The organism is Desulfovibrio sp. GTC20076 (assembly GCF_055385905.1).
The window spans coordinates 978,681-1,005,381 of sequence record NZ_AP039366.1 but is presented as its reverse complement, the minus strand read 5'-3'; the positions used below and the strand labels follow the sequence as shown (position 1 = coordinate 1,005,381).

General features: G+C 56.1%; 16 protein-coding genes. 7 read left to right on the top strand and 9 right to left on the bottom strand.

Going from position 1 to position 26,701, the window contains the following annotated elements:
- Nucleotides 1–2: 2 nt before the first annotated feature.
- The 6 genes from ACZ495_RS04345 (at nucleotide 3) to brnQ (ending at nucleotide 7,651) form a co-directional block, all read left to right on the top strand.
- Entirely contained in the window at nucleotides 3–233 is a 231-nt protein-coding gene (locus ACZ495_RS04345; RefSeq protein ID WP_012624913.1) for an FmdB family zinc ribbon protein, read from the top strand.
- Nucleotides 234–244: 11 nt separating this feature from the next.
- Nucleotides 245–1,177 (top strand): hydroxymethylbilane synthase, encoded by a 933-nt coding sequence (gene hemC / locus ACZ495_RS04340; RefSeq protein WP_296985388.1) that lies wholly within the window; start codon nucleotides 245–247, stop codon nucleotides 1,175–1,177.
- 15 nt (nucleotides 1,178–1,192) lie between these two features.
- Nucleotides 1,193–3,628 (top strand): Lon protease family protein, encoded by a 2,436-nt coding sequence (locus tag ACZ495_RS04335; RefSeq protein ID WP_464262686.1) that lies wholly within the window; start codon nucleotides 1,193–1,195, stop codon nucleotides 3,626–3,628.
- Nucleotides 3,629–3,752: 124 nt separating this feature from the next.
- A complete protein-coding gene (locus ACZ495_RS04330; protein WP_041724083.1) occupies nucleotides 3,753–4,328 on the top strand; it encodes a TetR/AcrR family transcriptional regulator in 576 nt (191 codons plus the stop codon).
- Between the two features lie 357 nt (nucleotides 4,329–4,685).
- Nucleotides 4,686–6,131, top strand: a complete 1,446-nt coding sequence (locus ACZ495_RS04325; protein WP_012624918.1) for a sodium:solute symporter family protein — start codon at nucleotides 4,686–4,688, stop codon at nucleotides 6,129–6,131.
- 212 nt (nucleotides 6,132–6,343) lie between these two features.
- A complete protein-coding gene (gene brnQ, locus ACZ495_RS04320) occupies nucleotides 6,344–7,651 on the top strand; it encodes a branched-chain amino acid transport system II carrier protein (RefSeq protein WP_012624919.1) in 1,308 nt (435 codons plus the stop codon).
- Nucleotides 7,652–7,951: 300 nt separating this feature from the next.
- Here brnQ and pbpC read toward each other — a convergent pair whose 3' ends face one another.
- From pbpC to ACZ495_RS04300, 4 genes are all read right to left on the bottom strand, one after another.
- Nucleotides 7,952–10,270, bottom strand: a complete 2,319-nt coding sequence (pbpC, locus tag ACZ495_RS04315) for a penicillin-binding protein 1C (protein ID WP_464262685.1) — start codon at nucleotides 10,268–10,270, stop codon at nucleotides 7,952–7,954.
- 331 nt (nucleotides 10,271–10,601) lie between these two features.
- Entirely contained in the window at nucleotides 10,602–16,295 is a 5,694-nt protein-coding gene (locus tag ACZ495_RS04310) for an alpha-2-macroglobulin family protein (protein WP_464262684.1), read from the bottom strand.
- 46 nt (nucleotides 16,296–16,341) lie between these two features.
- Nucleotides 16,342–16,902: a YqiA/YcfP family alpha/beta fold hydrolase gene (locus ACZ495_RS04305; RefSeq protein WP_012624922.1), complete on the bottom strand. Its 561-nt coding sequence runs from the start codon at nucleotides 16,900–16,902 to the stop codon at nucleotides 16,342–16,344.
- A gap of 606 nt (nucleotides 16,903–17,508) precedes the next feature.
- Nucleotides 17,509–19,284 (bottom strand): formate--tetrahydrofolate ligase, encoded by a 1,776-nt coding sequence (locus ACZ495_RS04300; RefSeq protein ID WP_464262683.1) that lies wholly within the window; start codon nucleotides 19,282–19,284, stop codon nucleotides 17,509–17,511.
- 505 nt (nucleotides 19,285–19,789) lie between these two features.
- Here ACZ495_RS04300 and lpdD point away from each other — a divergent pair.
- Nucleotides 19,790–20,173: a prenylated flavin chaperone LpdD gene (gene lpdD, locus ACZ495_RS04295; protein ID WP_464262682.1), complete on the top strand. Its 384-nt coding sequence runs from the start codon at nucleotides 19,790–19,792 to the stop codon at nucleotides 20,171–20,173.
- 149 nt (nucleotides 20,174–20,322) lie between these two features.
- Here lpdD and ACZ495_RS04290 read toward each other — a convergent pair whose 3' ends face one another.
- From ACZ495_RS04290 to ACZ495_RS04270, 5 genes are all read right to left on the bottom strand, one after another.
- Nucleotides 20,323–21,678, bottom strand: a complete 1,356-nt coding sequence (locus ACZ495_RS04290) for a sodium:solute symporter family protein (protein ID WP_464262681.1) — start codon at nucleotides 21,676–21,678, stop codon at nucleotides 20,323–20,325.
- Nucleotides 21,675–23,801 (bottom strand): adenosylmethionine--8-amino-7-oxononanoate transaminase, encoded by a 2,127-nt coding sequence (gene bioA, locus ACZ495_RS04285; protein WP_012624926.1) that lies wholly within the window; start codon nucleotides 23,799–23,801, stop codon nucleotides 21,675–21,677. Before bioA ends, ACZ495_RS04290 begins: the two co-directional genes overlap by 4 nt.
- Nucleotides 23,785–24,735 carry a biotin synthase BioB gene (gene bioB, locus ACZ495_RS04280; RefSeq protein WP_394027436.1) on the bottom strand — a complete coding sequence of 317 codons (951 nt, stop codon included), beginning with the start codon at nucleotides 24,733–24,735 and terminating at the stop codon, nucleotides 23,785–23,787. Before bioB ends, bioA begins: the two co-directional genes overlap by 17 nt.
- Nucleotides 24,736–25,148: 413 nt before the next feature.
- Nucleotides 25,149–25,547, bottom strand: coding sequence for a Ros/MucR family transcriptional regulator (locus ACZ495_RS04275; RefSeq protein WP_012624928.1), 399 nt, complete (start codon nucleotides 25,545–25,547; stop codon nucleotides 25,149–25,151).
- Nucleotides 25,548–25,883: 336 nt separating this feature from the next.
- The gene (locus ACZ495_RS04270) at nucleotides 25,884–26,627 is read right to left on the bottom strand and encodes a DUF4851 domain-containing protein (RefSeq protein WP_012624929.1); all 744 of its coding nucleotides are present in this window, start codon (nucleotides 26,625–26,627) and stop codon (nucleotides 25,884–25,886) included.
- Nucleotides 26,628–26,701 lie beyond the last annotated feature (74 nt).

Genomic DNA, 26,701 nt, shown 5'->3' with positions numbered 1-26,701 from the left:
TCATGCCCATCTATGAGTACAGTTGCGAAAAATGCAGCCGGGATTTCGAAGAACTGGTTTTTGACGATACTTCTCCGGCCTGCCCGCATTGCGGCTCTCACGCAACCCATAAGCTCATGTCCTGCTGCGCCCGCCACGGCGGCTCTCACCCTGGCGACTACGCGCCCACGTCCGGCGGCGGAGGCGGCTGCGCCGGGTGCTCCGGCGGCAACTGCGCGAGCTGCGGTCATTAGGCGGTACCATCATGCGTAATACCCTTACCATTGCTACACGCGGCAGCCGTCTGGCCCTTTGGCAGGCCGAACACGTCAAAAGCTGCCTCCAGGCCATCAGGCCCGGTCTCGAGATCCGCCTTAATGTCATAAAAACAAAGGGGGACATCATTCTTGATGTTCCACTGGCAAAGGTCGGCGGCAAGGGACTCTTTGTTAAGGAAATTGAAGAAGCCCTGCTCAACGGCGAGGCGGACCTGGCCGTTCACAGCATGAAAGACGTACCCATGGAACTGCCTGAAGGGCTGATTCTCGGCTGCGTACCTCCGCGTGAAGATCCTACAGACTGTCTGCTTTCGCACAAATATGATTCTGTAGCGGCCCTGCCCCCCAACGCCTGCGTGGGGACGAGCAGCCTGCGCCGTCAGTCCCAGTTGCTGGCCCAGCGGCCGGACCTTCGCATTGAAAGCCTGCGCGGCAATGTGGATACGCGCCTGCGCAAACTGCAGGAAGGCATGTATGACGCCATCATCCTTGCCTCTGCGGGCCTGAACCGGCTGGGGCTTTCCGCGCCGCACATGCACGCTCTTGACCCACATACTTTTTTGCCCGCAGTGGGCCAGGGAGCGCTGGGCATTGAGTGCCGCGAAAACGATTATGAACTTTTCACCCTGCTGGCCGAGATGGAAGACAGCGCTACCCGTGTATGCGTTGAGGCCGAACGCGGATTTCTGGCCGGGCTTGAAGGCGGCTGCCAGGTTCCCATTGCCGGCCACGCCCGCCTGCTGGACGATGACACCCTCCGCCTCGAAGGTCTGGTGGCCGAAGTTGACGGCAGCCGCATTTTGCGTTGCAGCAAGGACGGGCACACCTCTCAGGCGCGCCGGTGGGGCCTTGAACTTGCCGGGGAAATTCTTGAGCAGGGCGGCAAAGGCATTCTCGAAAAACTTTATCGACAGTCATAGGTATACTACATAGATATGTCCAAAATCTCTCCCCTGCCCGAATCCAGACTGCATGCTGCCATGGACCCAGCCCGCATCCCCTGGGATGACAGCCATGCCATCCCTCCGCTGCGCAACGGGCGCAAAAATCCCTTCCAGCCCCGTGCCATGCAGGCGCTGGACCTTGCCCTGCAGATCAAGGCCCGCGGCTATCATATCTACCTTTCCGGCGAGGCTGATCTGGGCCGCACCCGTATGCTTCTTGACTATTTGCGCCCGCAGGCCCGTAAAGCTCCCACCCCGCCGGACCTTGTCTACGTGCATAACTTTCAGGATCCGGACCACCCCCTGCTTTTTTCCCTGCCTGCGGGCCTGGGGAAAAAATTCAGGCAACACATGGTGGAGATGGTGGATGCCGTCGTCAAGGAGCTGCCCCGCAGGTTTGAGGCCAGCACGTACCTGAAGCGCCGGGCCAAGCTCGTGGACAAATTCCAGACAGCCCGCATGGGCCTGCTGCGCAAAATGAACTCGGTAGCTGTGGACAAGGGCTTCAACCTGGATATGGATGAAAACGGGGGGCTTACGCTCTACCCCCTTGTCGAGGGTAAAAGGCTCAATGAAGAAGAGTTTGACAACCTGGACAGCACCATCCGCCTCAAGCTGAAAAGCCGCGGCGACAACCTGGTGCAGTCCATGGCCGGCCTTATGCGCCAGCTGAACAAGGCTGAAGAAAGCTTTCAGGATGACGAGCGCGGCCTTGAGCGCGAAGCCATGGGACAAGTGCTCGATGCCCTGTTTACCCCACTTGAACAGCGCCTGCTCAAGGCATGCCCTGGTAATGAGCTGGCCGCCTACTTTACGGCCATGCGCGAAGACATGCTGAAAAATACCGAGGCGTTTCTGCACAGGGACGGCGTACCGCCCTCCCTTACCGGAGATTCGCACGGCGGCCCCAGCGCAGACATGGTCCTGTATCGCTATGCCGTAAACGTGCTGGTGGATAACAGCAAGCAGGAAGGCGCTCCCATTGTGGTCGATGACCATCCCACGGCCGTGAACCTTCTGGGCTGTATTGAACGCGAATCAGAAATGGGCGCGCTTGTCACGGACTTCACCCTGATCCGTGCAGGGAGCCTGCACAAGGCCAATGGCGGCTTTCTGGTACTGCACGTCGAAGACCTTTTGCAGCATCCCACAGCCTGGGAAGGACTCTTACGTGCCCTGCGCTCTGATCAGGCGCGCATTGAAGATACCGGCGAAGCACCGGACACCGCCATCCGGACCAAGGGGCTCAGCCCCGACCCTCTGCCCCTTGACCTCAAGGTTGTGCTCGTGGGCGGCGAAGAACTGTATGAAGGGCTGCTCGTCAATGACGACCGCTTTCCAAAGCTTTTTCGCATCAAGGCGCACATGGCGGATGAAACAGAGCGTAATGCGGCAAACATCCGTCATTATCTCGGCCATATCGCGCACATCATACGGGGTTGCGAGCTTCCCCCCTTTGATCGCACGGCCCTGGCATGGCTCGTGGATCTGGGGTCACACCTTTGCGAAGATCAACGCCGCCTTTCGCTCAAGTTTCCCCTGTTGCGCGAATTGATGATAGAGGCCTCTGCTCTGGCGCGCATAAAGGGGGCCGCTGCTGTCAGCGCGCCCGTCATGGAAGAAACCCATGCCGCGCGCATTTATCGAGCCAATCTTGTGGAAGAAGTTTTCATGGAAGAATACGACCGCGAGCTCATCAAGGTGCGCACGTCCGGCACAGCCGTGGGCCAGGTCAACGGCCTTTCAGTAACCTGGCATGGAAACTTTGAGTTCGGCCTGCCTCACTGCATTTCATGTACTGTAGGCGTGGGACACGAAGGTATTATCGACCTTGAGCGTGAGGCGGAGCTTGGCGGGCCCATTCACACCAAGGCCATGATGATCATAAAAAGCTACCTCACCGACCTTTTTGCCCGCAAAAAACCTCTTGTTCTTTCCGGCTCTCTGTATTTTGAGCAGAGCTATGCGGGAATTGAAGGCGATTCCGCCTCGGGCGCGGAACTGGTGGCCCTGCTTTCGGCTCTGGCCGATGTTCCCGTACGGCTTGATCTGGCTTTTACGGGTGCAGTCAGCCATGCGGGCCAGATCATGGCTGTGGGCGGCGTCACACGCAAGGTGGAGGGCTTTTATAAAGTCTGTGCCAGACACGGTCTGACCGGCACCCAGGGAGTCATCATTCCCTACGATAATGTAGACCACCTCATGCTCTCACCCGATGTTCTCCGGGCAGTGGAAAACAAACAGTTCAGCATTTACGCAGTGCGTCGCATTGAAGAGGCCCTGCTGTTACTTACCGGCCTTGCCGCAGGTCGCAGACTGAAAAATGGTGGTTTTTCACGCGGCAGCCTGTATGACCTCGTAGACAAAAGACTTGAACAACTGGGCGATTACGCACAAAATGCGTTCAGGAGAAGCAAACGCAGCTGATTTTTCATACACATGGCGGATCACAAGGCACTGCAGTATTGACTTTACATGTTTTTACAGATAATACATTTAACTATAAGTAAGTAATCAAAGGACTATCCAACCTGTTCCTGCGAAGATCATGATGAATAAAAGCAAAAAAGAAGCGTTGCTCCAGGCGGCCAAGGATCTGTTTGGCGAGTGTGGCTATGTAGAAACCACTTTCAAAAAGATTTCCGACAGGGCAGGGGTCGCGCTAGGCCTGCTGACCCACCATTACGGCAACAAGGAAAAGCTTTTTCTGGCATCCGGCCTTGATGTGCTGGAGCATTTTCTGCAAAAGCTGCGTCAGGCCACTGCCGATGCCGATTCAGGCTTTGACGGCGTCATGCGTTTTTGCAAGGCATATCTTGATTTTTCCATTGACAAGGATTCCAACTGGCTGGTGCTTGTACGATGTTCGCCGTACAGCGACATGAAAACCAAGACAGACCGTGACACTATGGATTCCATGTTTTCACAGGTGCATCAGGAGCTGGAAAAAGTCATTTCCCGCGGCATCGAAGACGGCAGCCTGGTTACGGTGGACAGCAAGTCCACAGCTCAGGTGATTATTTCACTTATGGTAGGCGCCAACCGCACACGGGTTCTCACTCCGTATGCCGCGCCGACATTGTACAAAGATGTACTGGATTTTGTAGCCCGTTCCATAAAGGCCTGAGGCATTTTTGCGCAGCCCTGCGGCCTGCTCTGTTGACAGCAAAGTAAAGAACAGATAAGCAAAACGTATGAAGCTAACAACCGCCATCTGCTATTTTCGATATTATTTTACCGGAGTCAGCAACTGACCCCAGGATACGCGGATATTTGGCAAAATTGCTTACAAGGTACCACAGCCGCCGACCATAGGGGTCGGCGGCTTTTTTTATCTGCGCCTTTTATTGCCGGAGGGCCAATGGATCTTGTTTCGACCCTACTGTTGACGGACGCCGCCGTGCGTATTGCCATGACACTACTCGCCGGTTCCTTTGTTCTGGCGCTTGTTACCCTGGTACGCCAGGTCCAAAGAGGATAAGCCATGTTTGGCGACGCTCTCATATGGCTTGGTTACATAGCCGTCTTCATCTGGCTGGCGCGAAAAGGGCGCGGACACGACGCCATGGCAACAGGGCGCGTAGGTTTCGTCATTCAGGCACTTGCCTACGTGGCGACATATATTTCCGCCGTGGCCCTGGTGGGCTTCGGCGGACTTTCGTATATGTACGGCATGCAGATGCTCCTGGTGGCCGCAGGCAACGTATGGCTCGGCACATGGCTCGTGTACCGCTATCTGGCATGGCCGACCAGGGTTTGCCAGCGCAATCTTCAGGCCCGTACGCCGACACAGCTTATTGCCAAAGGACACAAAAGCCCGTTGCTGGGCAAGGCGCTTGCCCTGATTTTTGCCGTATTCCTTGGCGTGTATGCTTCTGCAGTCATCAAGGGCGCAGCCCTTATGCTGGCCCAGATATTGCCTGTGCCTGTCTGGGCGCTGATCTGGATAGCAGCCGTGGTCGTAGGGGTGGTGGTTTTTATAGGTGGACTGCGCGGCGTTCTCTACACTGAAGCCATGCAGGGCATTGTCATGCTGGTGGGGATTGTGCTGCTTATAGGAGCCGTACTCAGCAAGGTTGGCGGCCCCATTGAGGGCATGGCACAGCTGGCGCAGTTGCCGCCGACCCCCATGGCAAATGCAGGGTTTCTTGCCCTTTCTTCCGGCGAACAGGGCTGGTTCATCATATCACTGGTCATGGTTACTTCCGTGGCGGTATGGGCGCAACCGCAGATGATGCAACGGCACTTCGCGCTCAACTCGCCCCGCCAGATAAACCGCATCACCCCTCTGGCCATGCTGGTACTTACTGTTCTTGTGGGCGGAACGTATTTTGTAGCGGCATTGTCACGCCTTATCCTGCCAGATGTTGCCTCGGCAGATGACGTAGTGCCGCACCTTGTCAAAATGCTTATGCCCGATGTGGGGCTTCAGCTTTTCGTGCTGGCGATTGTTTCGGCCTCCCTGTCCACAGCAACAGCCCTTTTTCACATTGCCGTATCAGCCATTGCCGAAGACTTGCCCGGCCGTCCCGCCACACGTTTTTCATGGTTCATCGGCATTGTATTCTGCGTATTGATTTCCGGTGGCAGCGCCCAGATCAAGGGGCAGCTTATCGCCCTGCTGTGCACTACCAGTTGGAGCATCGTCGGCGCTACGGTTCTTACAAGCTATGTAGCCCTTGTCCGTTTCGGCAAACGCAGCCCCATAGCCGCATGGCTGAGCTGCGGCCTTGGTTTTGCTTCATGTCTGCTCTGGTATCTGCTGGCCAACAAAGGCGTATCCCCCACTCCTGTGCTGGGAATGCAGGCAGCCCTCATCCCCCCTTTCTTTGTGGGTATAGCCTTTTCGCTTATGGGCTGGTTTATTGGTTGGGCACTGGACCGGGAAGGACGCAAAGCTTCCACGTTCTGGCCGGCGCCCAATGCATGACCAGCATACCGCTTCTGATAGGCCGGGGAAACCCGGCTTTTTTATTAAAAAGTACGTTAGCTGGGCATTGAGGCTGGCGAGATCTACCGACTTCTGCTATCTCTGGCGGGCCGCCACCGAAACTGGCTGCGGCCAGTCCGGATTCATTTATGCTATTTCTGTTGCACAGCGGCGATATTTTTCAATAACGCACGATCCTGCGAGCATTTTTGATGAGATCTTCTTTGGTACGCGATTCTTTTATTGTTGGTGCAGCGTTATTTTCCATGCTGTTTGGCGCAGGAAACGTCGTTTTTCCACCCTACATCGGCCTTACTGCAGGTCCGGAATGGTTTTTAGGCTTTATCTGTTACTATATGGCTGATGTCGGCCTGGCCTTACTTGCCATCTACGCCATGCTTGCCTCTTCGTGCATTGATAATGAAGAAGGCATCATGCACAGGCTGGGGCGTACAGCAGCCATGCTTATGATGTGCGCCATAATTCTCTGCATAGGCCCCCTGCTTGCCATTCCCCGCACGGGAGCCACGGCATTTGCCATCTCCTTCGCGCCGCTGGGTTATTCCTCCAAGGGCGTCAGCGCGGCCAAGATACTTTATTCCATAGTTTTCTTCGGCATATCCACCCTGTTGGCCTTTCGGGAGTCCAACATGGTAGATGTAATTGCCCGCTACCTTTCGCCCATAAAAATCGGGGGCTTCCTGCTTATCGTGGCCGCGGCTTTTGTTATGCCCATCGGGCCGGTAAGCGACGTTGTTCGCGATGATAACGTGGCGTGGCACAGCATACTTTCAGGTTATCAGACGCTGGACGTTATGGCGGCTCTGGTTTTTGGACTTATTATCGTAAACGCCCTGAAGGCCAAAGGGTACGAAAGCGGCAGACAAAAGGCGCTGTCTGTGGGCATAGCAAGCCTCGTGGCAGGCGCTCTGCTCTTCGTCATCTATTGCGGGCTTTGCTATCTTGGGGCAACAGGATCCACCTACTATCCAGTAGAAACGGAAAAAGGCGCCCTGGTCACCCACCTGGTGGGCCGGCTTTTCGGCAGCGCAAGCACCATATTGCTGGCAATTATTGTAACAGTCGCCTGCATGGCCACCTCTGTGGCCCTCATCGGAACCACGGGAACCTTCATCTCACGCTTCAGCAAGGGGCGGCTCAGTTATAAAAGCATCGTGGTGGGAACCGGCCTTTTCAGCATGGTTGTTTCCAACTTCGGCCTCGACAACATCATTGCTTTTGCCGCGCCCATTCTGACTTTTTTATACCCGGGAACACTTGCAGTCATTATTCTTTCCCTTTTTGACCGTCATATAGACAATGACAATATATTCCGTTTTGCCACGGCCGGAGCGCTACTGGCCAGCGGGGTGACCGTGCTGGAAGAATGGGGTTTGCCCCTGGATATCACACGGCACCTTCCCTTTGATTCCTCAGGGCTGAGCTGGGTAGTGCCGGCCTGCGTTTTTGGCATCATCGGCTACTTTGTCCGCCGTCCCAAAAAATCTTCCACCCATTAAAAAATTTTACCGTGAGCCGTGTGCACAGGCTGTCGGTCTGCGTCCGAAAATCCTCCTGCACATATATAATTCTGGCGCACAGGTTTTCGTCCCATACAGGTGAATCCCTGTGGACCAATGAAAGTTTCAGTACGGCATGGGCAGGGCACGCGCTGCATGACTGGACCACCAAAAGGCCGCTCCAGGCAGATCCGCACAAAAGAGCGCCAGTTCCTTGAGGCGAATCTCGATACCCGGCGGAAAAGGCGCTTTGAAAACGCTTCTGGAGCTGTCACAAAATAAAAAATCTCGCAGCAGCCGCTAGGGGACAGCGTGGACACGCACGCGCTTTTTCCCGGCGCGACCCGCATCATCCACTACACGAAGCTCAATGTCACCGGGTACGGCTCGCCATAAAAAGACCTCGCCCGGCACTCCCTTGCCCAGATAACGGCCGTTGACAAACCAGTGCAGGGTTTTCACACCGGCATCGGCGTGAGCCATAAAAACCATGTTTTCATGGCCCGGACTGCTCAGGCTCAGTTTGTAGGTCAGACCATCCTTGGGCAGCACTATACGTGGCGCTTCGCCCGTAATCATGTTTTCACGCCCGCATTCGAGGGCAAAAGGCGGCGGTTCGGGCTTGGGCATTCCGGCTCTTGCAAACATCTGCGCCATATCCGTGGGCCAGAATTCCCATATACGCACCTCCGTACGGTCTGCCTGTGGCATGCAGGCCCGCAGCCCCGTTTGCCTGTCTATGAGTATGGGACGGAATACACCGGAAGAAGCCAGCGGCGATACTCCCGGTATAAACCACGTTTTAACCGTATCTTCGCACAGAGATGTGTCCAGGTCTCCGGTTGCCGCGCAAACCTCCACACGCTCCAGATTAAGCCCGTGCGCAGGCTCCGCCTGATAGTCCTGCAACGGTTCGGCCATTGCGATGTCACGGGCTATCTGCGTAAACAACGGCACGGCGCTGATGCCGCCCACAAGCAGCGGATTGGGCTTGTTATCAAAATTGCCGAGCCAAACCACAAGAACATACGGCCCGACAATACCTGCGGCCCACGCATCCCGAAAACCGTTCGAGGTGCCAGTTTTAAGGCGCAAGGGCAACACTGTCCCCCCCTGCGAACGGACAAGGCGATCCGGATTCCCGTCCTCCAGCATGGCGAGGGCAACATACGACGCTTCCGGCGACAGCAGGGGCAGAGCAATCGCCGTGCGCCTGTCGCCCTGCAGCATGTGCAATGGACGCCAAACCCCCTTATTGGCAAGCATGGCGTAAAGTCCGGCAAGCTCACGCATGCTTACCTCTGCCCCGCCAAGCACCAGACTCAAGCCATAATGCTCTTCGCCGGATGCGAAATTCACACCGGCCCTGCTCAAAAACTCATAAAAACCAGGCTGTCTCAAGCGGGCAGCCAGGGCAATGGCAGGCACATTGCGGCTGGCCCTCAACGCTTCACTCGCGCTGACAGGCCCTCGAAAACTGCCGTCGTAATTTTCAGGATCATAACCAGAAAAACTGCGTGGCGTATCGGCCAACAAGGTCAAGGGGTGGATAAGCCCCTGATCCAGAGCCAAGGCATAGATAAAAGGCTTGAGTGTAGAGCCGGGCGAACGCCGCGCCCTGGTTCCGTCTACCTGCCCCATAATGGCAGCATTGAAAAAATCTGCAGAACCGGCAAGGGCCCGCACTTCCATACTGGGCCAATGAAGCAGCATCGCCGCCCCGTTAACAAGGCCGTAATCATGCCGTCTTGCGGTAAACAAACGTAGCTGGCGCTCAAGACGGCGCTGACTTGCCGGGTCCAGCGTGGTGTGCAGAGTGTCACTGCCATCCTGCTGCAAAAGCTCGGTGCTCAAATGGGGGGCTGTAAAGGGCAAATTTTCGGGTCCGTATACGCGCAAGGGCGCATGTTCTTGACGGCCATGCCAGACAGCCTCAAGGCGGCTGAACGCGTCCATGAAATGTGTATTATCCCCGGCAGGCCGCCGCCGCACAGGATTCTGCGGCACCAGCATAAGGGCAGTGCTTTCTCCGGGGGTCAGCTGCTCCGGAATCTTGTGAAAATACACCATTGCCGCAGCCCCAAGACCTTCAACATTACCCCCGTAAGGCGCAAGATTGAAGTAGGCTTCAAGTATCTCTTCCTTGCTGAAATGCCATTCCAGTTGCAAGGCCAGAGCGATCTGCCACAGCTTTGCGCCAATTTTTCCCGTTTCCAGCCCATGTGTCAGCCGCGCTACCTGCATGGTGATGGTGGATCCGCCCATAATGCGTCGGCCTGCCAACAGACCAAATCCGGCGCGGGCAAGAGCCAGGACATTGACCCCCGGATGCTGCCAGTAATAACGGTCTTCATAACGCAAAACCGAATCCACGGCAGCGGGCGGAATATCTGACAAGCGCGTACGTATACGATATTTTTGATCTTTGGAAAGACTCAGGCGCATGAGGCCACCTTTACCATCATAGACCACGCGCGAAAAGCCGATGCCATCCAGGGGGTATTTGCACGGGGCATGGTGCAGCCAGAGCAAAGCCGCCCCCAGAACGGCAATCAGCGAGGCAAAATACCAGCGTGCCGGACGGAATAGCCGCCACAAACTGTGCCCGCCCCGACTCATGCCGGATGCTCCCGAACCTGTTGGCCTGGCGGATGTTCTCTGGTCCCCGAAGGAAGTTGAAACCATTGCGGCTCTGCTTTTAATTTCTTTTTTCTGCATGGTCCTGGCCGCGGTACACTTTTTATGAAGCAGGTTTTTATACGCCCGTGCTCTCCGGAAAATGATTCTCCGGGCGCATGGTCCTCCTCATTTCTGATCGGAGGGAGCACAGAGGGTACAGATTGGGGAGATGTCAAAAAAGGCCACCTGCATTTATGCCCCCTGCCCGGCGCGGTTCCAAAACATCCGCGCCGGGCAGGAAACAATTTTCAAACATGCAGCCGATTGAGGTTTATTCGATATTCACATGCCCACCGCCCAGGCGGGCATTGGTAGCAGGCTCGTACATGGCCTCAGCCGTGGCCGAGGGCAGCACAAAACGACCGCGGGTGGCGGCCCTGACCTTATAGGTAAAAGTACGTGCCTGCGGACCTGTATTTACAAAAAAGATTCCTCTGTCCTCACGCCGCTCGTGACGGATGAGTCCTTCCTGTGGCTCCGTGGATTCAGATTTTTCCAGTACAGGTTCAAATCCGCCCGGCAACAAGTCCACCACGACTACATTGGTGAACTCGGCAGGCGAGCGCAGACTCAACTCCACAGTGAGCACTTCGCCAAGTCTGGCACTGGTGACATTTTCTCCCCTGCTGTTGACGTAGCGCCGCTGCAACTCAAGGCCGCTGGAGGCGGGGGTGAGCGGCTTGCGTTCAAAGCCTTCGGCCGCCACATGCAGATTCCAGCCCTTGTCGCCCTTTGGCACGCTTGCCCGATAATTGAGGCAGCCCGGAGCATCAAGCGTGAGGACAGATGACCCCACGCTGTCTTGTGGTTCCAGTGCGGAAAATCCCTGGGCATAGCTTGTGCAAGCCAGGGAGATCCCTTCGGGAGCGGGCGCATCCTGTCCCGCCAGCATGACCAGCGCACGAGAAATAAGCCCCATGTCCACTGTGGTTGCAGCAGTGTTAAAAGCTTCATCCAACAGAGCATCCGTATTCACCTGCTGGCGCTTTTCAGGAAAATGCCGCAAGACTACAGCCGCATGCAAGGCCGCCGCTGCGCCCTGCCCCAGCATGGAGTCGCCTGTTGCCGCAATGAACGCCGAAGGCATCAGTTGCTCTGCGCGGCGCTTCAAACGCAGCATGTCGTAGCAATCGGCCAGCAGCACGGCCACCAGATCACTTTCCCAGCCATCGGTATTTTCCCTGAACCACTGCTCCAGCCGCTCCACTTCCTGCGTCATGATGCGCCCGTCACGTAACAGAACCCATGCCCCATAGACTTTGATGCGCCCGTCGTTTGCATCTACCGGAGAACGCCGTACCGTGTTCTCGAGCGAATCAAGAATATTTCTTGTCAATCCTTCAGGTACGACAACGCCGCTTTCCCGCAAGGTGAGCAGAAAATCCCCGGCATAGGCGGTAACAAAATCATTGGTCGGGGACCCGGGCCAGAGGCTTATCCCCTCATAATAGCTGAAGTTGCTGCGTATAGTATCCAGTGCGGCGCTGATAACGGCATTGCCGCGCTTGGCAAGTATTTCTGGAGAAGTACGCGGGCTGCTGAGCGCCTGTTTGCGCAATTCCGGCACGGCAAGCAGGGCCACATACGGCATGGCCCGGCTGATAAGCTGTTCGGTGCAACCGTAAGGATAGGTATCCAGACGCGCCAGCAATGCGCGCAAGCCAAGAACGGGCAGCGCCGATACAGTGGCCTGCCCCCGGGCCTCGTAAGGATAAAGATCACGGTTTACAGGTATGTCCATATCGCCATCAAGAGCAACGACCTTCTCCGTACGAATCCGTGGCGCGGGCGGACGCACAGACAGGCTCTGCCTGCGCATACTGCTGCCCGCTTTTTCTTTTCCTGCCAACGTAGCGGTAAAGCGAACATCGGCGGAACCCAGCACGTCCTGCGCCCGCATACGAAAGCGCAAGACTGCCTCGCCATTTTCATTGACAGCAACCGGCTGCGGCTTCTGCCCGCTCAAAAAAACCAGCTCCGGTCCGCAATCCATAGTTACGGACACCCTGGCATCCTTGCCGCTGCCTTCTACCGTATTGGCTATGACCAGCGCGGCGTCAAACTCATCGCCTGGCGCCACGGCCAGAGGCAGAAGCGGCTTCAGGATAAGCGTACCCCGTACCTCCATATCCGCACGGGCGCTTCCCGCAGTGGACCGTCCATCGTGGACCGGAGTACTGCCGACAGCCATAATCCGAATGCGGCCACTCACATACGCCGGTACATCAAAGCTGATCTCTGTTCCCTCAGCGCTGACCGCGCTTACCTCCTGCCAGAAAGCAAAAGGGGGTTCGCCACGCCTTTTGAACGGATTGAGAAAACGCCCCCCCGCACCGGCCATATCCCCGCCGAAACCGGGAATACGCCCCTGCAGTCTTGCATGATCAGGCATAAGAAGGTCAAGAGCCTGCATGGTGGAAACATCAAGAGCGCGGTCTCCGAGCAGTTCACGCAACGGATCCGGCGTGGCAAAGCCGGTGATCTGCAACACGCCCTCATCAACCGCAAAAAGCACAGCTTTGCCGGGCACGCGCGATGTCAGGCGCACTGTTGCCTTTTCGCCGGGCAACACCCGCTCGGGGGCAGTGATTTTCAAACCCATATCACGCCGATTCATGCCGACGGTAAACGGCGCCACCCCATACGTATGGGGATTCATATACACAGCCTCTGAATCCAGAGAGCGGACAAAGGACACGTTGACATAACCGCGCCCCTCAAACTGTTCGGGAATCTGTATCTCCTGTACGCTTTCTCCGGCTTGTGCCGTAAACCACGCATGAGCCAGTACATTTTCCCTTTCAATGGTAATGAGTCCGGTTCCTGAGTAGGGCGTGGAAAGGCTCATTTTTATGGTTTCGCCGGGCTGATAATGCTCTTTTTCAAGTTTGAGCCGCAGGTTGCCTTTTGCCAGCGACGCAGTGGAGAGTCCGGACGGATCCGCCAGCCTGTTGCCTGCCACAGAATACGGAATAAGCGCCAGTATGTTGCCGTTTGCCTGGCGCACGGTCACAAGAAAATCGCCGGCCTCGGACGTGGGCATGGGCCAGGACAAACCCTGCGGACTCAGGTTCACAGTCTGTTGTGTTATTTCCGTATCCACGGGGGTGGCGTCATAATGGTATTCGCCCCGGGCGTCAGTAACCAGGCTGTTGACGTAGCGCCGGGCCGAAAAAACAATCTCGGCATCACGCAGAGCAACCGGCGCAAGGTCATTGTTGACCGCCACAAGGCGCAACGAGGCGCGGGAATTTTGCGGCACATATTCCAGATTGTTGGCCTGCTCTTCTCCTTTATAGCCAAGAGCCACCTCCAGAGGCGAAAACAGGGCCGACAACTGGCGGGTCACCGCCCTGCCCCCTTCAGGTTCAAAACCGTCGATCATCAGGGTTCCGTAAAAAGTATTTCCCTGAAGCCTGTCGAGAGGAAGAGGCAAACGGGCAATGCCCTTGCTGCTGGTAAAGGCATCGGGCAGATCCATGTACTGATCCTGCGCGCCGGAAGGCGAAGCGTCATAAAAAGCATAATCTTCGTATCCCGGAAAACGCAGCATTCCCTTGCGGGCATGAAAGGCCGTTTGGATACGATGATCGGCCGCCGGTTCGCCATAAAGGTTGTCCAGCCTGGCGACGGCCACGGCAGGCGAAGCCCCCATGCCCGTGCGGATCCATCCCTTGGGAGCGACCGGCTCAAAAGAAGTGGACAGGGCCAGTGTGTCGGGCTGGAATTCTTCGACACGTGTGGATGTTCCGCCGAGCACAGGACCGCTTGCGCCGGAACCGGGCTTGCCCGAAGCCAGGCGGATGTCCAGGCGATACTGGCCCACGGCGGCGTCTTCGGTGCTCTTCCAGGTGAAGTGCTGCAAGCCTTCAGCCCCCAATGTGAACGGACGGCGCATGACTTCGGCACCGGTGGGGCTGACAAGCACCGCCTCCAGAGGCAGGTCCTGCGGCAGTGGCTGCCAGTCGAACCGGCGCACGATGCAGCCGAAATGCAATTTTTCTCCGGGTAGATACAGGCCGCGCTGGCTGAAGACAGAAGCACTCAGGCCATTACCCGCGGCGTGGCGTCCGGACACGGAAAAGTTGCTGTAGTCCACATTACGGGCGTTGTCGTCAAGAGAAAGCCAGGCCATATCCTGCCCACCGGGAACAGCAGCCAGCGCTACAACAGCCACAGGCCGTTTTTCACGCTCAAGCCCCACGACGGACGGCAGATCCGCCCTGCCCTGTGTGTTGGTAAACGCGCTGCATACAGGCAGTCCATTAGCCCCCAAAAGGCGTACTTCGATATTGGCCGCAGGTTTGCCGGTACCCAGGTTTTGCACAAATACCGCACGGGTGCCGTCAGAAGCAGTTTTTACACTCAGCCCCATATCAGTAACAAGCAACAGGCGCGAAACTTCGGCCACTTGTCTGTCTGCCTTGTGCCCCGTAACAGTCATACGCATAAGGCCGTGTTTCGGACCATTCTGGCCGCGCAAAAGAGGCGCCAGATCCAGAACGCCAAAAAAGGCTTCTCCCGGCATCTTCGTGCCGCCCAAACCGCGCATGTCCAGATGGCCCTGAACAGCATCGCTCATAACAGTAAAGTCCGATGCATTTTCTTCAAATCCGGAATCTTTTGCCAAAAGAGCCAGAAAAGGATCGCGCACCCGTTCAGCCCGCCACTCTATGCCGGTCAGGCCTACGGCATAAATATCAAGTTTTTTGTCGCCGCTGAGTGTGAGTATGTTGCCGGGTTGCAGAAACGCCAGTTCAGCGCCCAAAGGAGGCGCGGTGAGTATGAAGCGGCGCGCCTCCGTGAGCGACAGCCCCCCTGTGGACACAAGTCCACTTTTTATAGATGCCAGCAGCCCGCGTCCCGCACCTGCCGGTATGCGCAGCGTAATGGTATCCGAGGCTTCATCTGCTGGCTGGAGAAGCTGCAGTTGCAGTTTTTCGCCCCGCTTGATGTCGTTGGTGCTGATGGCGGGCATTTTTGTCCAGTCGGCTTCCTGCCCAGCCTCCGGGGTGATTTTTTCGGGTAACTGGACCACCTCAAGGTGACGCAGCAGTTCTGAAGGCAGGACACGCAGGCTGGTTTTCACAACCAGATGAAATTCTTTTTCCAGACTCTGACCGTACGCGGTTTTCACGGTCACATCCTGAATATTCATGATGCGGTCGCGACCGACCACTGCAAACAGCGCTTCCACATTTCCCGCACCGGCTTTTCCGGCGAGCCGGACAATACGCTTGCCGTCTTTTTCAATAAAGCCGGGCAGTCCCTGCACACGCAGCACAGCAGCGGCGTTGTCCCCCGGCAGGGACATGACCGGGGCGGAAACCACCACTTCAGTACGTCTTTCATTCCAGATGAACCGCGGCGCACCGAAAGACAAGCCACTTTTGGTATTACTGGCCCGAAGGCTGATGTCTTTTTCCGTATTTTGCGGATTGACCGGCCATATAAAATACACAGGCACGGAAATGGCGTGAGCCCCCTTTGCAGAAGGATCTGTCCAGAACGTTTCCTTGCCGATTCGCGCGGCCTGGGGTTGCGTAGTGTATGTTAGCTGACGGTTGACCGAAAAACGCGATGGCAGGGATACCTTTTCAAGGGAGATTGTGTAGGTGGTCTCCGGGCGCAGATGTTTTTCAGGTGTAAAGGTCATGCTCGACCCATGCTGCCAGCGCCATTCACCCGGCGTTTCCGGGGTCATGCGTACCCCTTCCACCAGTGTTCCGGGCTGCCCGGCGGGCGGGCCGGAGCACTGGCGCGACCAGTCCGCGCCGTACTGTTTTTTGCAGCGCTCCACATCCACGTCAAAGCTTATGGACAGCCCTTCTGCCTGCCGCCAGTTGTCTTCTTCAGGCAGGCTGGTTCGCGCAACCCGATAGGCAGGCCCGGCCAGAGCCACGGCGGCAGTACATAAAAGCAGGCCGAAAAGGGCAAGGCCGGATACAAAATATTTTTGAAACATAGTGTGTTATCTCCAAGGGTATGCGAAACCACAGGACACTGTCTATTTACTGCTGCCAGGCGGCTAATGTTTCTGTGATGATTCCATCAAGGGCAGCCAGACTGTGGCCATCGTCAGTCTCATGGATGCGGGCATGGTTTTTCCAGTACGCGCGTGCTTCTGCCGGATCCAGCAGGGTATCGGCACGACCAAGCACCACCAGACGCTCCACGAAAGCTTTGCGCGCATCGGAAAAAATAGCATAGCTGTCACACATCTCATCAGTGAATTCCCAGCGCTGCCCGCCATGAAAGCAGGTATTGGGTCCCACAAACTGCCGCAGGGCTTGAGCGGGCCGCACCACAGGGTTGAAGAGCGCGCAATTACAGGCAAGCAACGCCGAAAGCTGGGAAGCATAAAAACCGCCAAGCGAAGATCCTACGAGAACCAGCGGTCCTGCCTCTTCCGCGCGCAAGGCCGCTACCTGCCCCTGCAAGTGTGCAAGGTTTTCGGGAAAAAGCCCGCTGGACGGATACCTCAGCGCATGGGCATTGGGAAAAACGCGCCGCAGCAAACCAAAAGTATTGCTGGCAGGGCTGGAGTTGAAACCATGTACATAGGCGATCATACTGACCCTTTTATAAATTTTGATACAAAGACCGCTGCGGGACAGGTGGCTCGTTGCCATGAATCAAACTGCCGTAAGAACGTGGCTGGCCGGAAATTTTTTCTGGGCGTCGTCGGGCGAGATGCAGGCGTGCCCGATAACGCAACTCTTTGCATGACAGGCACCGTGGCAGGGGAAGAAGTTTTCTTCAACGGTAATCAGAATATCTCCTGATATTATTCATGTCAAACAAGGACACCGGATACACAGCATCATACCGATACGGCGTAAAGCGCGGTACGGTAAAAATATGGAAGTATCCCGCCAGCCGTCCGTTTTTTAACGATATGGATTTTATGCCGCAATAAGGTCGAGGGCTTCCAATACACGCCAAAACAACCCGTTTCGGAACCACTACCCCAATATAGGAGCTGCCTTTCCGAAACGGGTTGTCATAAAAGAAGCAAAAATGTCACAGTCCCACTGCAAGTGACAAGGGCATTTTGCATGTTACGGTCAGAGCAGTACTGTTTTGAGTTGCCTGGTGTCCTCGTGAACAGACATTTACGGGGTGCAATGCAGTTTGTCTATACTGTTGCTCCGAAGGGAATATCCTACTCAAATACCCTAGAAGAGTCCTGTTACCTTGCCGGTCTCCACGTCCACATCAATGTTGCGGAAAGCCGGTTTTGAACCGGTCCCCGGCATCAGGCTGATATCGCCGGACACCGGGGCAACAAGCCCCGCGCCGCCAAAGAAAAGCACATCGCGCACATGCAGCCTCCAGCCCTTGGGAACGCCCTTGAGCGCAGGCTTGTCAGACAGGGAATATTGGGTCTTCACCATGCAGACGCCCAGTTCATCAGCATCGGGTCTTTCCTGCAAATCTTTGAGGCGCTGGGCTGCAAGCGGCTCAAACTCCACTCCGTCAGCCCCGTAAACCTCCTGAGCAATGGTCGTGATGCGCTCGGTAAGAGGCGAATTCCAATTGTAGAGCGGCCGGAATTCGTTCTTTTCATTGCAGGCGTCCGTAACGGCGTCAGCAAGTTCCAGAGCGCCCTCTCCGCCTTTTTCCCAGTGCTCCGACAGGGCTACCCTTGCTCCGGCCTGCTCGCAAATGCGACGGATGGCGTCGACCTCTGCCTTAGTATCGGTATGGAACTTATTGATGCAGACCACTGCGGGTACGCCCGAACGCCGTACAATGCCCAGATGATGCAGCAGGTTGGCGCATCCGGCTTCCACAAGGCCCACGTCTTCACGGGTATAGGGCTCTGGCAGTGCCTGACCGGGTTTGGGCTGGGGAGCACCACCGTGATTTTTGAGCGCCCGCACTGTAGCCACAACAACAGCTGCGTCAGGCACAAGGCCGCTATAATGGCATTTGAGGTTCCAGAATTTTTCGTAGCCCATTTCTGCAGCAAAGCCGGATTCCGTCACATGATAGTCGCTGAGTTTGAGCGCCACCCTGTCGGCAATGACCGAACTTTGCCCAAGGGCAATATTGGCAAAAGGCCCGGTATGCACAAAAACGGGCTGCCCTTCAATGGTCTGGATAAGGTTGGGTTTGGCGGCCTCTACCAGCCAGGCAGTCATGGCCCCGGCAACGCCCAGGTCGCTGGTGGTCACAGGCTTGCCGTTGCGGTCATGTGCCAGCACCATCCGTCCCATCCGCTCGCGCAGGTCGCGCAGGTCGCGGGCAATGGAAAGGATGCACATAACTTCAGAGGCAACGGTAATGTCAAAGTGCGAACGCATCATGAAACCATCATTACGTCGCCCATCACCCTCGATGCCGATAATGATGTTGCGCAGGGCCTGAACACAAAAATCCATGACCCAGCCGGTATTGATTCTGGTGGGGTCGATATTCAGACGCGCCATACCCGAAAGTTTTTCCAGCGTGGCATCGTCATAATTGCGCTCATGCTGCATGCGCGATGTCAAAGCCGTCATGCCCAGGTTGTGGGCCGCGCCCACGGCATGGAGGTCGCCGGTAAAATTGAGAGAATAGGGGGTCAGCGGAATGCATTGCGAAAGCCCGCCGCCTGCGGCGGAGCCTTTCATACCCATGGTGGGTCCGCCGGAAGGTTGACGGATAGCCGCTGAAGAACGCCGCCCGCGTCGTGCAAGACCCTGCACAAGGCCGATGGTGGTTGTAGACTTGCCCTCCCCCAAAGGCGTGGGGGTGATAGCAGTAACATCAATATACTTTCCGTTGGGGCGGTCTTTTAGCCGCTGCATCACGGCCTGCTGCTCAACCTTGCCCATATAATGCCCATACGGCAGCAGTTCAGCCTTTTCAAGGCCCAGTTCTGCAGCAAGGGTTTCAACGGTTTTCATGCTGGATTCCGCATCAAGAGCGATTTTCCAGTCAGGGTGCTTGGTAGGATCCAAAGTCATGGCAGCTCCATATCGTTGTTGCATGTTCTATGGCACGTTCCGGCGGGTATGGCTGCCCGCCCGTAAGAGCAGTTTCGCTTTGGGACAGTCGCCTATGCCGATGTTTTCGGTCTTGCAGCGCCCGCGCCGCGAAGACAGAGCATTGTATCAAAACAGCCAACCTGAAAAACTGAATATATGTTCCGGATACAAAACATTTCAACCTTGAACGGGCATCGCCGCAATTCCCTAGAGCGCTCGCTTAGACGCTTGACAGCACCACGACACAATTTGCTGTTCTCACCTGCAGTCATTCCGCCAATCGACAGTCAGACGTACGCCTCTGTGGCGGGCATCTGCCCTTCCAGTCATCAGGACAAGGTAAAAAGGACGGCCCCAGCATCATGCCACTCCAGTAAAACCATCTTCAGACGCCATCCGCACTGTCCGCCCTATCCTTGCGGGACACGCCGCCGTGCGCTATGCTGTCCGCGCCTTCAACGGCACTTCATCGACAGGGGGATACATGAGACTTACTGCCAGACACGGCAGACTTGCCCTGACTTTACGCGTATTGCACCTGGGGCGTGACCTGCAGGTCATATGCAGCGGAGGCCAGGCCCACATCGGCGCTGTGGCTGTGGCAAGCCCCCAGTCCACACGGGAAACAGGAAATCATGTCCAAAACCTGATAAGCCTGCCCGGACACCGCGAAGATATCCTGGCAGCCCGGATGGCGCGCCACTTGGCCGATGCGCTGGACTGCACGGTGTGTGTGAGCGCCGGCATTCATTTTGAATGTATCACCAAAGAAGAAATAGAGCGAGTGCTCAACCTGGCCGCGACCCTGACAGGCCGCTGTATAACCAGGTTGAGACAACCCGCGAAGGACTGCCATGTTGACTGTTAACGATTTGGAAAAGCTTGAAAAATACATCAAATCCGGCCAACTGGAGCAAGATTTTAAAGACGGCTGCGAAAATGACCGTTTTTATCTTCTTGAACTGCTTGAAAAGCTCATGGACGTTTCAGAACTGGCAGATGCGGCGGCCACGAGGCTCATATTCCGTGGCCTGCCTGTACCTCCGCCTCCTTCTCTACAGACTGGGGAGAACGGCGCGCCGCCACAAGACTCATAAACAAAGAAAACGCCAAGCCCGCAAAACTCCAGTCACTATTGCCCGTGAGTGCAGCTGTCAACCCCATCAGGCCCCCGCCAAGAATGGCCACAGCCATGCCCCAGGGCCTGAACTGCACCTTACCATGCAGCAACATGCCTATAAAAACCGGCGGCACAACGCCACAAACATAAATATCGTTTGCCATAAGCAGCAAAGCAAGAATCCCTCTACCGGGCAGCGCCAGGGCAAGTCCCATCAAACCGAGAAAAATCAAGCAGATGCGGCATGTTTTCACACCGGGTTTACGCAAAATATCATTGCTGCACACAGAGGCGGCAGTGATCAGGCATGAATCCGCAGCAGAAAAAATGGCGCTGAAAATGCCCAGCAGAATGAGTGTGGCAGCCCACGCTGGCAGATGGGACAAAAGGGCCGTGGTCAATACCTGTTCCGGCGGTGTTCCCGCAGGAACCAGGTCTCGGCAGGATATGCCGAGAATAACTATAAGGGCTGCGGTAAACGTCAGCCCCACAGCAGCCATCAAGCCTCCTTTGCGGGCGGCGTGTTCATCGCGGGCGCTGAGCATTCTGCCGAAAAGCATGGGGCATACCACGTAGCTGCCGCCGAGAATGCAAAGAAAATAACGCAGTTTTGATGCGGGGAACTGCTCATTGAGAACTTCAACCTGCACGGCAGTAATGGCCTCGCCGCCGCCCAGATGCAGTGTAAGCAGCAAGGCCGTCAGCAAGGACAAGAGCAGAATGCCGAACTGCCAGATATCCGTCTTCATTACTGAAGCCTGCCCCCCGGCCAGAGTATGTCCCACAAGCACAGCCGCCCCCACAAGCATAGCTACATTTTTGTCAATCCCCGCCAACGGCGCAATAATTGTAGCCAGTGCGCTGAACTGGGCTGCCAGGATCGCCAGCCATGCCGTCACGATAATGACCGATGCCAGCGGACGGCTGGGCGCGCCAAGAAATGTGGTGAGCATTTCCGGCATGGTTATGGCCCCGCTGCGGCGTACCTTACGGGCCAGAAAAAGACTCAGCAAGACAAGGCCCGCTGCACCGGACAAAAGCCACCATATGGCCGGAGTTCCCACTTGCCAGGCCAGTCCGGCCATGCCCATAGTGGCCGATCCCCCCACGCACGAAGCAACAATGGACAGGGCAACCACGTTGGCGGAGCTGCGCCGGCCATTGACAAAGTACGTTTCCTTATCGGGGGCGCGCCGCGCCGTAATCCAGGCCAGAAGAAACAGTACCGCAATATAGATCAGAAGAAATATCACGACAAATGCGCCCCCTGGCGCAGGGCTTCCTCTACCGCAGCACACAGCCGGAGTGTATCCCCGGCGGGAGTCACATAAGGCGGCATAAGGTAGATAAGCCGGTTAAAGGGACGCAGCCACACCCCCTGATCCACAAAAAAAGCCTGTAGCGTGCGCGTGTTGACAGGCTCCTTCATCTCCACCACCCCTATTGCGCCCAACACACGAACATGGGCCACGCCGGGCATATCCCTGCACGGGGCAAGACCTGTGCGCAGGTCGCGCTCAATATCTCCCACCTGTTGCCGCCATCTGCCGGAAGAAAGCAGGTCCAGACTGGCCCCCGCCACAGCGCAGGCCAGAGCATTGGCCATGAAGGTAGGCCCGTGCATGAACACCCCGCCATCCCGGCAGATGCCCTCGGCAACACGCTTGTTGCACACTGTGGCGGCAAGGGTGAGTACCCCCCCCGTAAGAGCTTTGCCGCAGCAAAGGATATCCGGACTGATGCCGGCCCATTCAGCCGCGAACATTTTGCCCGTGCGTCCGAAGCCAGTGGCAATTTCATCAAAGATAAGCAGCGTATCGGCATCGCGGCACAACTGCGCCAACCCGCGCAGATACTCCGGATGATAAAACCACATGCCCCCTGCTCCCTGTACCACAGGCTCAAGAATAACGGCAGCGATCTTTTTGCCGTGCTGTTCAAGCATCTGACGAGCATTGTCCAGACTGGCCGGGTCAAAGGGCTGATCAAATCCGCAGGAAGGCTGCTCCATAAAAAGCTGACGAGGCAGCATGCCTGCAAACAGACCGTGCATACCGGTCACAGGATCACATACAGACATGGCCCCGATAGTATCACCGTGATAGCCGCCGCGCGGAGTCAGAAAACAGGTACGCCCGGTTTCCCCCCGGGCATACTGGTATTGCAGCGCCATTTTGAGAGCAACGTCAACGGCTACAGAGCCGGAATCGGAAAAAAAGACGCGCTCAAGACCTTCGGGCATAAGCCCGAGCAGCCTTTCGGCCAATGCCACGGCAGGCTCATGCGTAAGCCCCCCGAACATGACGTGAGGCATGCGCCCGGCCTGTACGCGCAGGGCGTCAAGCAGGTGCGGGTTGTTGTAACCGTGCACAGCCGCCCACCACGAAGACATGCCGTCCACAAGCTCTCTGCCGTCTGCCAGAACAATACGGTTTGCCCAGGTGCGTCGCACGGCATTAAGCGGAGGAAAATCCAGGGCTGAGGCATAAGGATGCCAGACTGCTGCCCTGTCCCTGCGTACCAGATTCTGCTCTTCCGAAGATGCCTGCCCGCCGGCGAGGGCAGGTTCGGACCATGCCTGAGCCATGCGCAAGGCCACAGGAGTCAACAAACGGGCCAGTTTGTCCCACCCACCTTCGTCCAGATTTTTCAGACGCGGCAATTCTACCACCGGCGCATCACTGCCGGTCCGACCAAGCCGGTGACGCAGAATACGGGCGTTGTCCGCCAGCATGGCTGCGATATCAACTCCGGGGCATCCGGCATCGGGGTCGACCGAAGGAACAAGCGCAAGCCCTGCCAGTTCAAGCCCGCTGTGACGCAGCGCATCAATGGAAAGAAGAATATGGTTCAGGCAGCCAAGGTAGTTGCCGCCCACAAGAAAAACAGGCAAGCCCAGAACTGCCATAAGATCCAGCATATCTTCATCTTCGTTGAGCGGCACACGCAGGCCGCCTGCTCCTTCCAGCAAAAGGGCCCGGGCCGGAACAGTCGCCCAGTGGGCAAGAATATCCCCACGCAGGCTCATGCAATCCAATTTTTTTCCTTCCCGCGCAGCGGCAAGGTGTGGTGAGGCGGGCAGTTCAAAACAATGCAGCATTGCCGCAGGCTGCAGTCTGCCTGTGGAGGCGACTCCCGCCACTGCGGCTGTATACACGGCCGCATCAGATTGTGCTGAAACGGCATGTGCGCTTGCAGGGATCCCTGTCTGCACCGGTTTGACAGCCTGAACGGGCATACGCATCTGCCGCAAGGCGCGCAACAAAGCGCCCGCGCACACTGTTTTACCCACGTCCGTACCTGATCCCGCCACAAAAACGCCGCGCAAAGGTTCGCACATGTGGTCAGGGCAACATTTTTCAACAGCTCTGGTCACAATCAACCTCCAGACCAAGAGAATCAATCATGGCAAGATCATCAACCAGGCCGCGGCCCTGAGTAGTCAGGTAATCGCCAGTCATCAGAGCATTCGCCCCGGCTGCAAAAATTTCTTTCTGCCGCGCCCCCAGCACCAGCGGTCGGCCTCCGCAGATGCGCAAGGTAGCCGTGGGCAGTATGTGCCTGAAAACAGCCACAATGCGCAAGGCTTCTCCGGCTGTAAGCGGCGGCTGGCCCGCGAGCGGCGTTTCCGGGTGAGGATGCAGAAAATTCATGGGCACATGCGTCACCCCCAGCGACTTGAGGGCAAAAGCAAAATCTATACGGTCACGCCAGCTTTCTCCAAGGCCGAACAGGCCACCTGTGCAGGCCGTCATACCTGCGCCGAACACACGTTCCACCGTTGCTTTGCGCTGGTCCCATGTTTGTGTGGTACAGATGCTGGGATAATACCGGCGGGAAGTTTCAAGATTATGGTGATATCGGTCAAGACCGATATCCATCAATTGTGCAAGCTGAACGGCAGAAAGCTTGCCCAGGGATGCACAAACACGTTTGAGTACATACTCCGGCAGGGAGCGCAGCACTCCCAGCAAACGGTCAAATTCCTCACCGCTAAGTGCCCCGCCACTGGTAACCACACCTATGCGCGCTACGGGTTGCGTGGCCAGCGCCAGGATTCGCCCTCGCAGCTCATCGTCGGGCAAAAGGGAAAAGGTTTCAATTGGGGTATGGTTATGTTTGCTCTGTGAACAAAAACGGCAATCCATGCCACAGTTGCCGCTACGTGCATTGATGATGGCACAAAGCGTTATCCTGTTGTCAAAAGTCGCTCTGCGCAATTGCGTAGCTCCGACAAAAAGCTCATCTTCCGGAAGCGATACAAGCTTCAGTGCCTCGGCGGGATTTGCCGCCGTATAAAGTTCTGTCATAACCCGATCCTGGGAATCTGAAGACGGCGAACAGCCTGCCTGCGCCGCGCCTCGCAGCAATTAGAGCAATTAACGCTTCAAATGATTGTTTAACGGTCGGCAAAAAGGCGCATCCGAAAAACTGCCAAGCCAGATTACGTTACCCTGCCCTGCGCGGTGTAGCGGATGCCCGCAGCCAGATATTTTACAGCTTCAACCGTTGCTCCAAGAAGTTACGGACAAAGTAGCATCTTCATTTATTTGCGCGGTTGAAGCCCGAGTGAGCATTGCAAAAAGCAGTATACATACATTTTCAACCTATTATGCTCCGGACCATAAACCCTTACGCCACGGGCCGTTGCGCCACAGCGACACTGCCCGGCCTGGCTGCAGGATACAAAAAGCCCGCCTGACGGCGGGCCGATAAGCAAACGCTATTGGGCTTTACGCCTCTTTTCCCACAATTTCATGTCTTTCATTTTTTTGCGGCGTTCACGCTGAAGAGCCTTGCAAACAAGGGGGGCATCCTTCTTGAAACCCCATTTTTCGCGGTATTCGGCAGTCGTCATATCATGACCGGCGAGATGACGCTTGGTCAGAATCTTGAAGCTCTTGCCACATTCAAGGCAGGTGACGGACTTTTCCTTGACGGACTTGCGGCCTTCCTGAGCCATTTCCGCACTGTCCATTTCGGAAGGAGCTTCACCTTCGGCAACAGCGCGGATGCCGAGAGCGACCTTTTGTATAAAGGTTGCGATCTCTTCTTCGCTCATCACGCGCACACCAGCTTGTGCCCTGGTAATTTCCAGGGCTTCTTTCAAATAATCGTCCATAATTACCCCTTATGGTCATCTTAATGATCCGCTGAATACGCACTGTAAAAGGCGCATTTGTTTTCAAAACAGATCAGTTTTTTTAAATCCAGAGTTCCAATTGGCAGAACATACACATGCCTTATTATTTCGTCAATGTAGCAATGCCCATAAAAAAAAACATTTTACAAACATTATTATAGGTATTTGAAGCAGTTTTTTACTTTTGCCGCGCCATAGACCAAAATTTTATGCGCCACTAGTATCTTTAACTTACAACGGCCGCCCAAAACACATGTTTTGGACGGCCGTTGCCATGCTGGTTGTATGCAATAAAAACTGATTATTAATAATAGATCAGTTCATCTTGAAAACATCATATCTTGATGCAGTGCCAAGAAAACGTTGATCCATAAACTGCCAGCGCACATTTTGCATATACGGGTCAGCAAGGCCTTTCAGGTTTTCAGGAACAGGCCCCACCACAAAGGCATTGCGGGCGCGCTGTTCAAAAGCTATCAGCTGGTCAGTCTGCCCGATGGTCAGCACTTCGAGAAATTCCATCTGCGGCGGCAGCGGTTCACGATACTCAAGAATAATCTTGTCGGCATTGAAGTTAAACCGTGAGGTAAAGCTGCGCACAAGCCAGCGCACCGGGGGCCCGTCCGGCTGTACACCGGCCAGCAGGGCAAAAGGATCACGCGAGCTGTCCGCGATGAAAGTGCAGGCGACAAATGTTGTATCGCCTATAACCTCATTGGCCTGATCCACACTGAAGGGCGGCGTGGAGTCGCTGTTCCAGTACCAGCCCTGCGACAGTTCAACCTGGGCTACGATAGCCAAGGACGAGCGCGGCTGCCCCTGACCATAAGCCGCCATCCAGACCGACACCGGCAGGCCGCCCATAACACCGGTCCAGTCCAGGTTGACCTGCCCCTGGCCTCCGGCAATAAGCGGCATATCCTTGACTCCCAGACTGATGGCCGGACGGGCGGTGGACACATAGGTCGGCCCGACCATTCCCCGCTGTAGAGCGGCAGTACAGCCGGTGGTAAACACCAGCAGCAGAGCCAGAAAACAGATTTGACGCATTCTTTTCATATGATCTCCCTTCGGGTCATGCTGCCACGCAACATACGGGGCTGATGCACTATACCGGTAAGCATGCTTTCTGA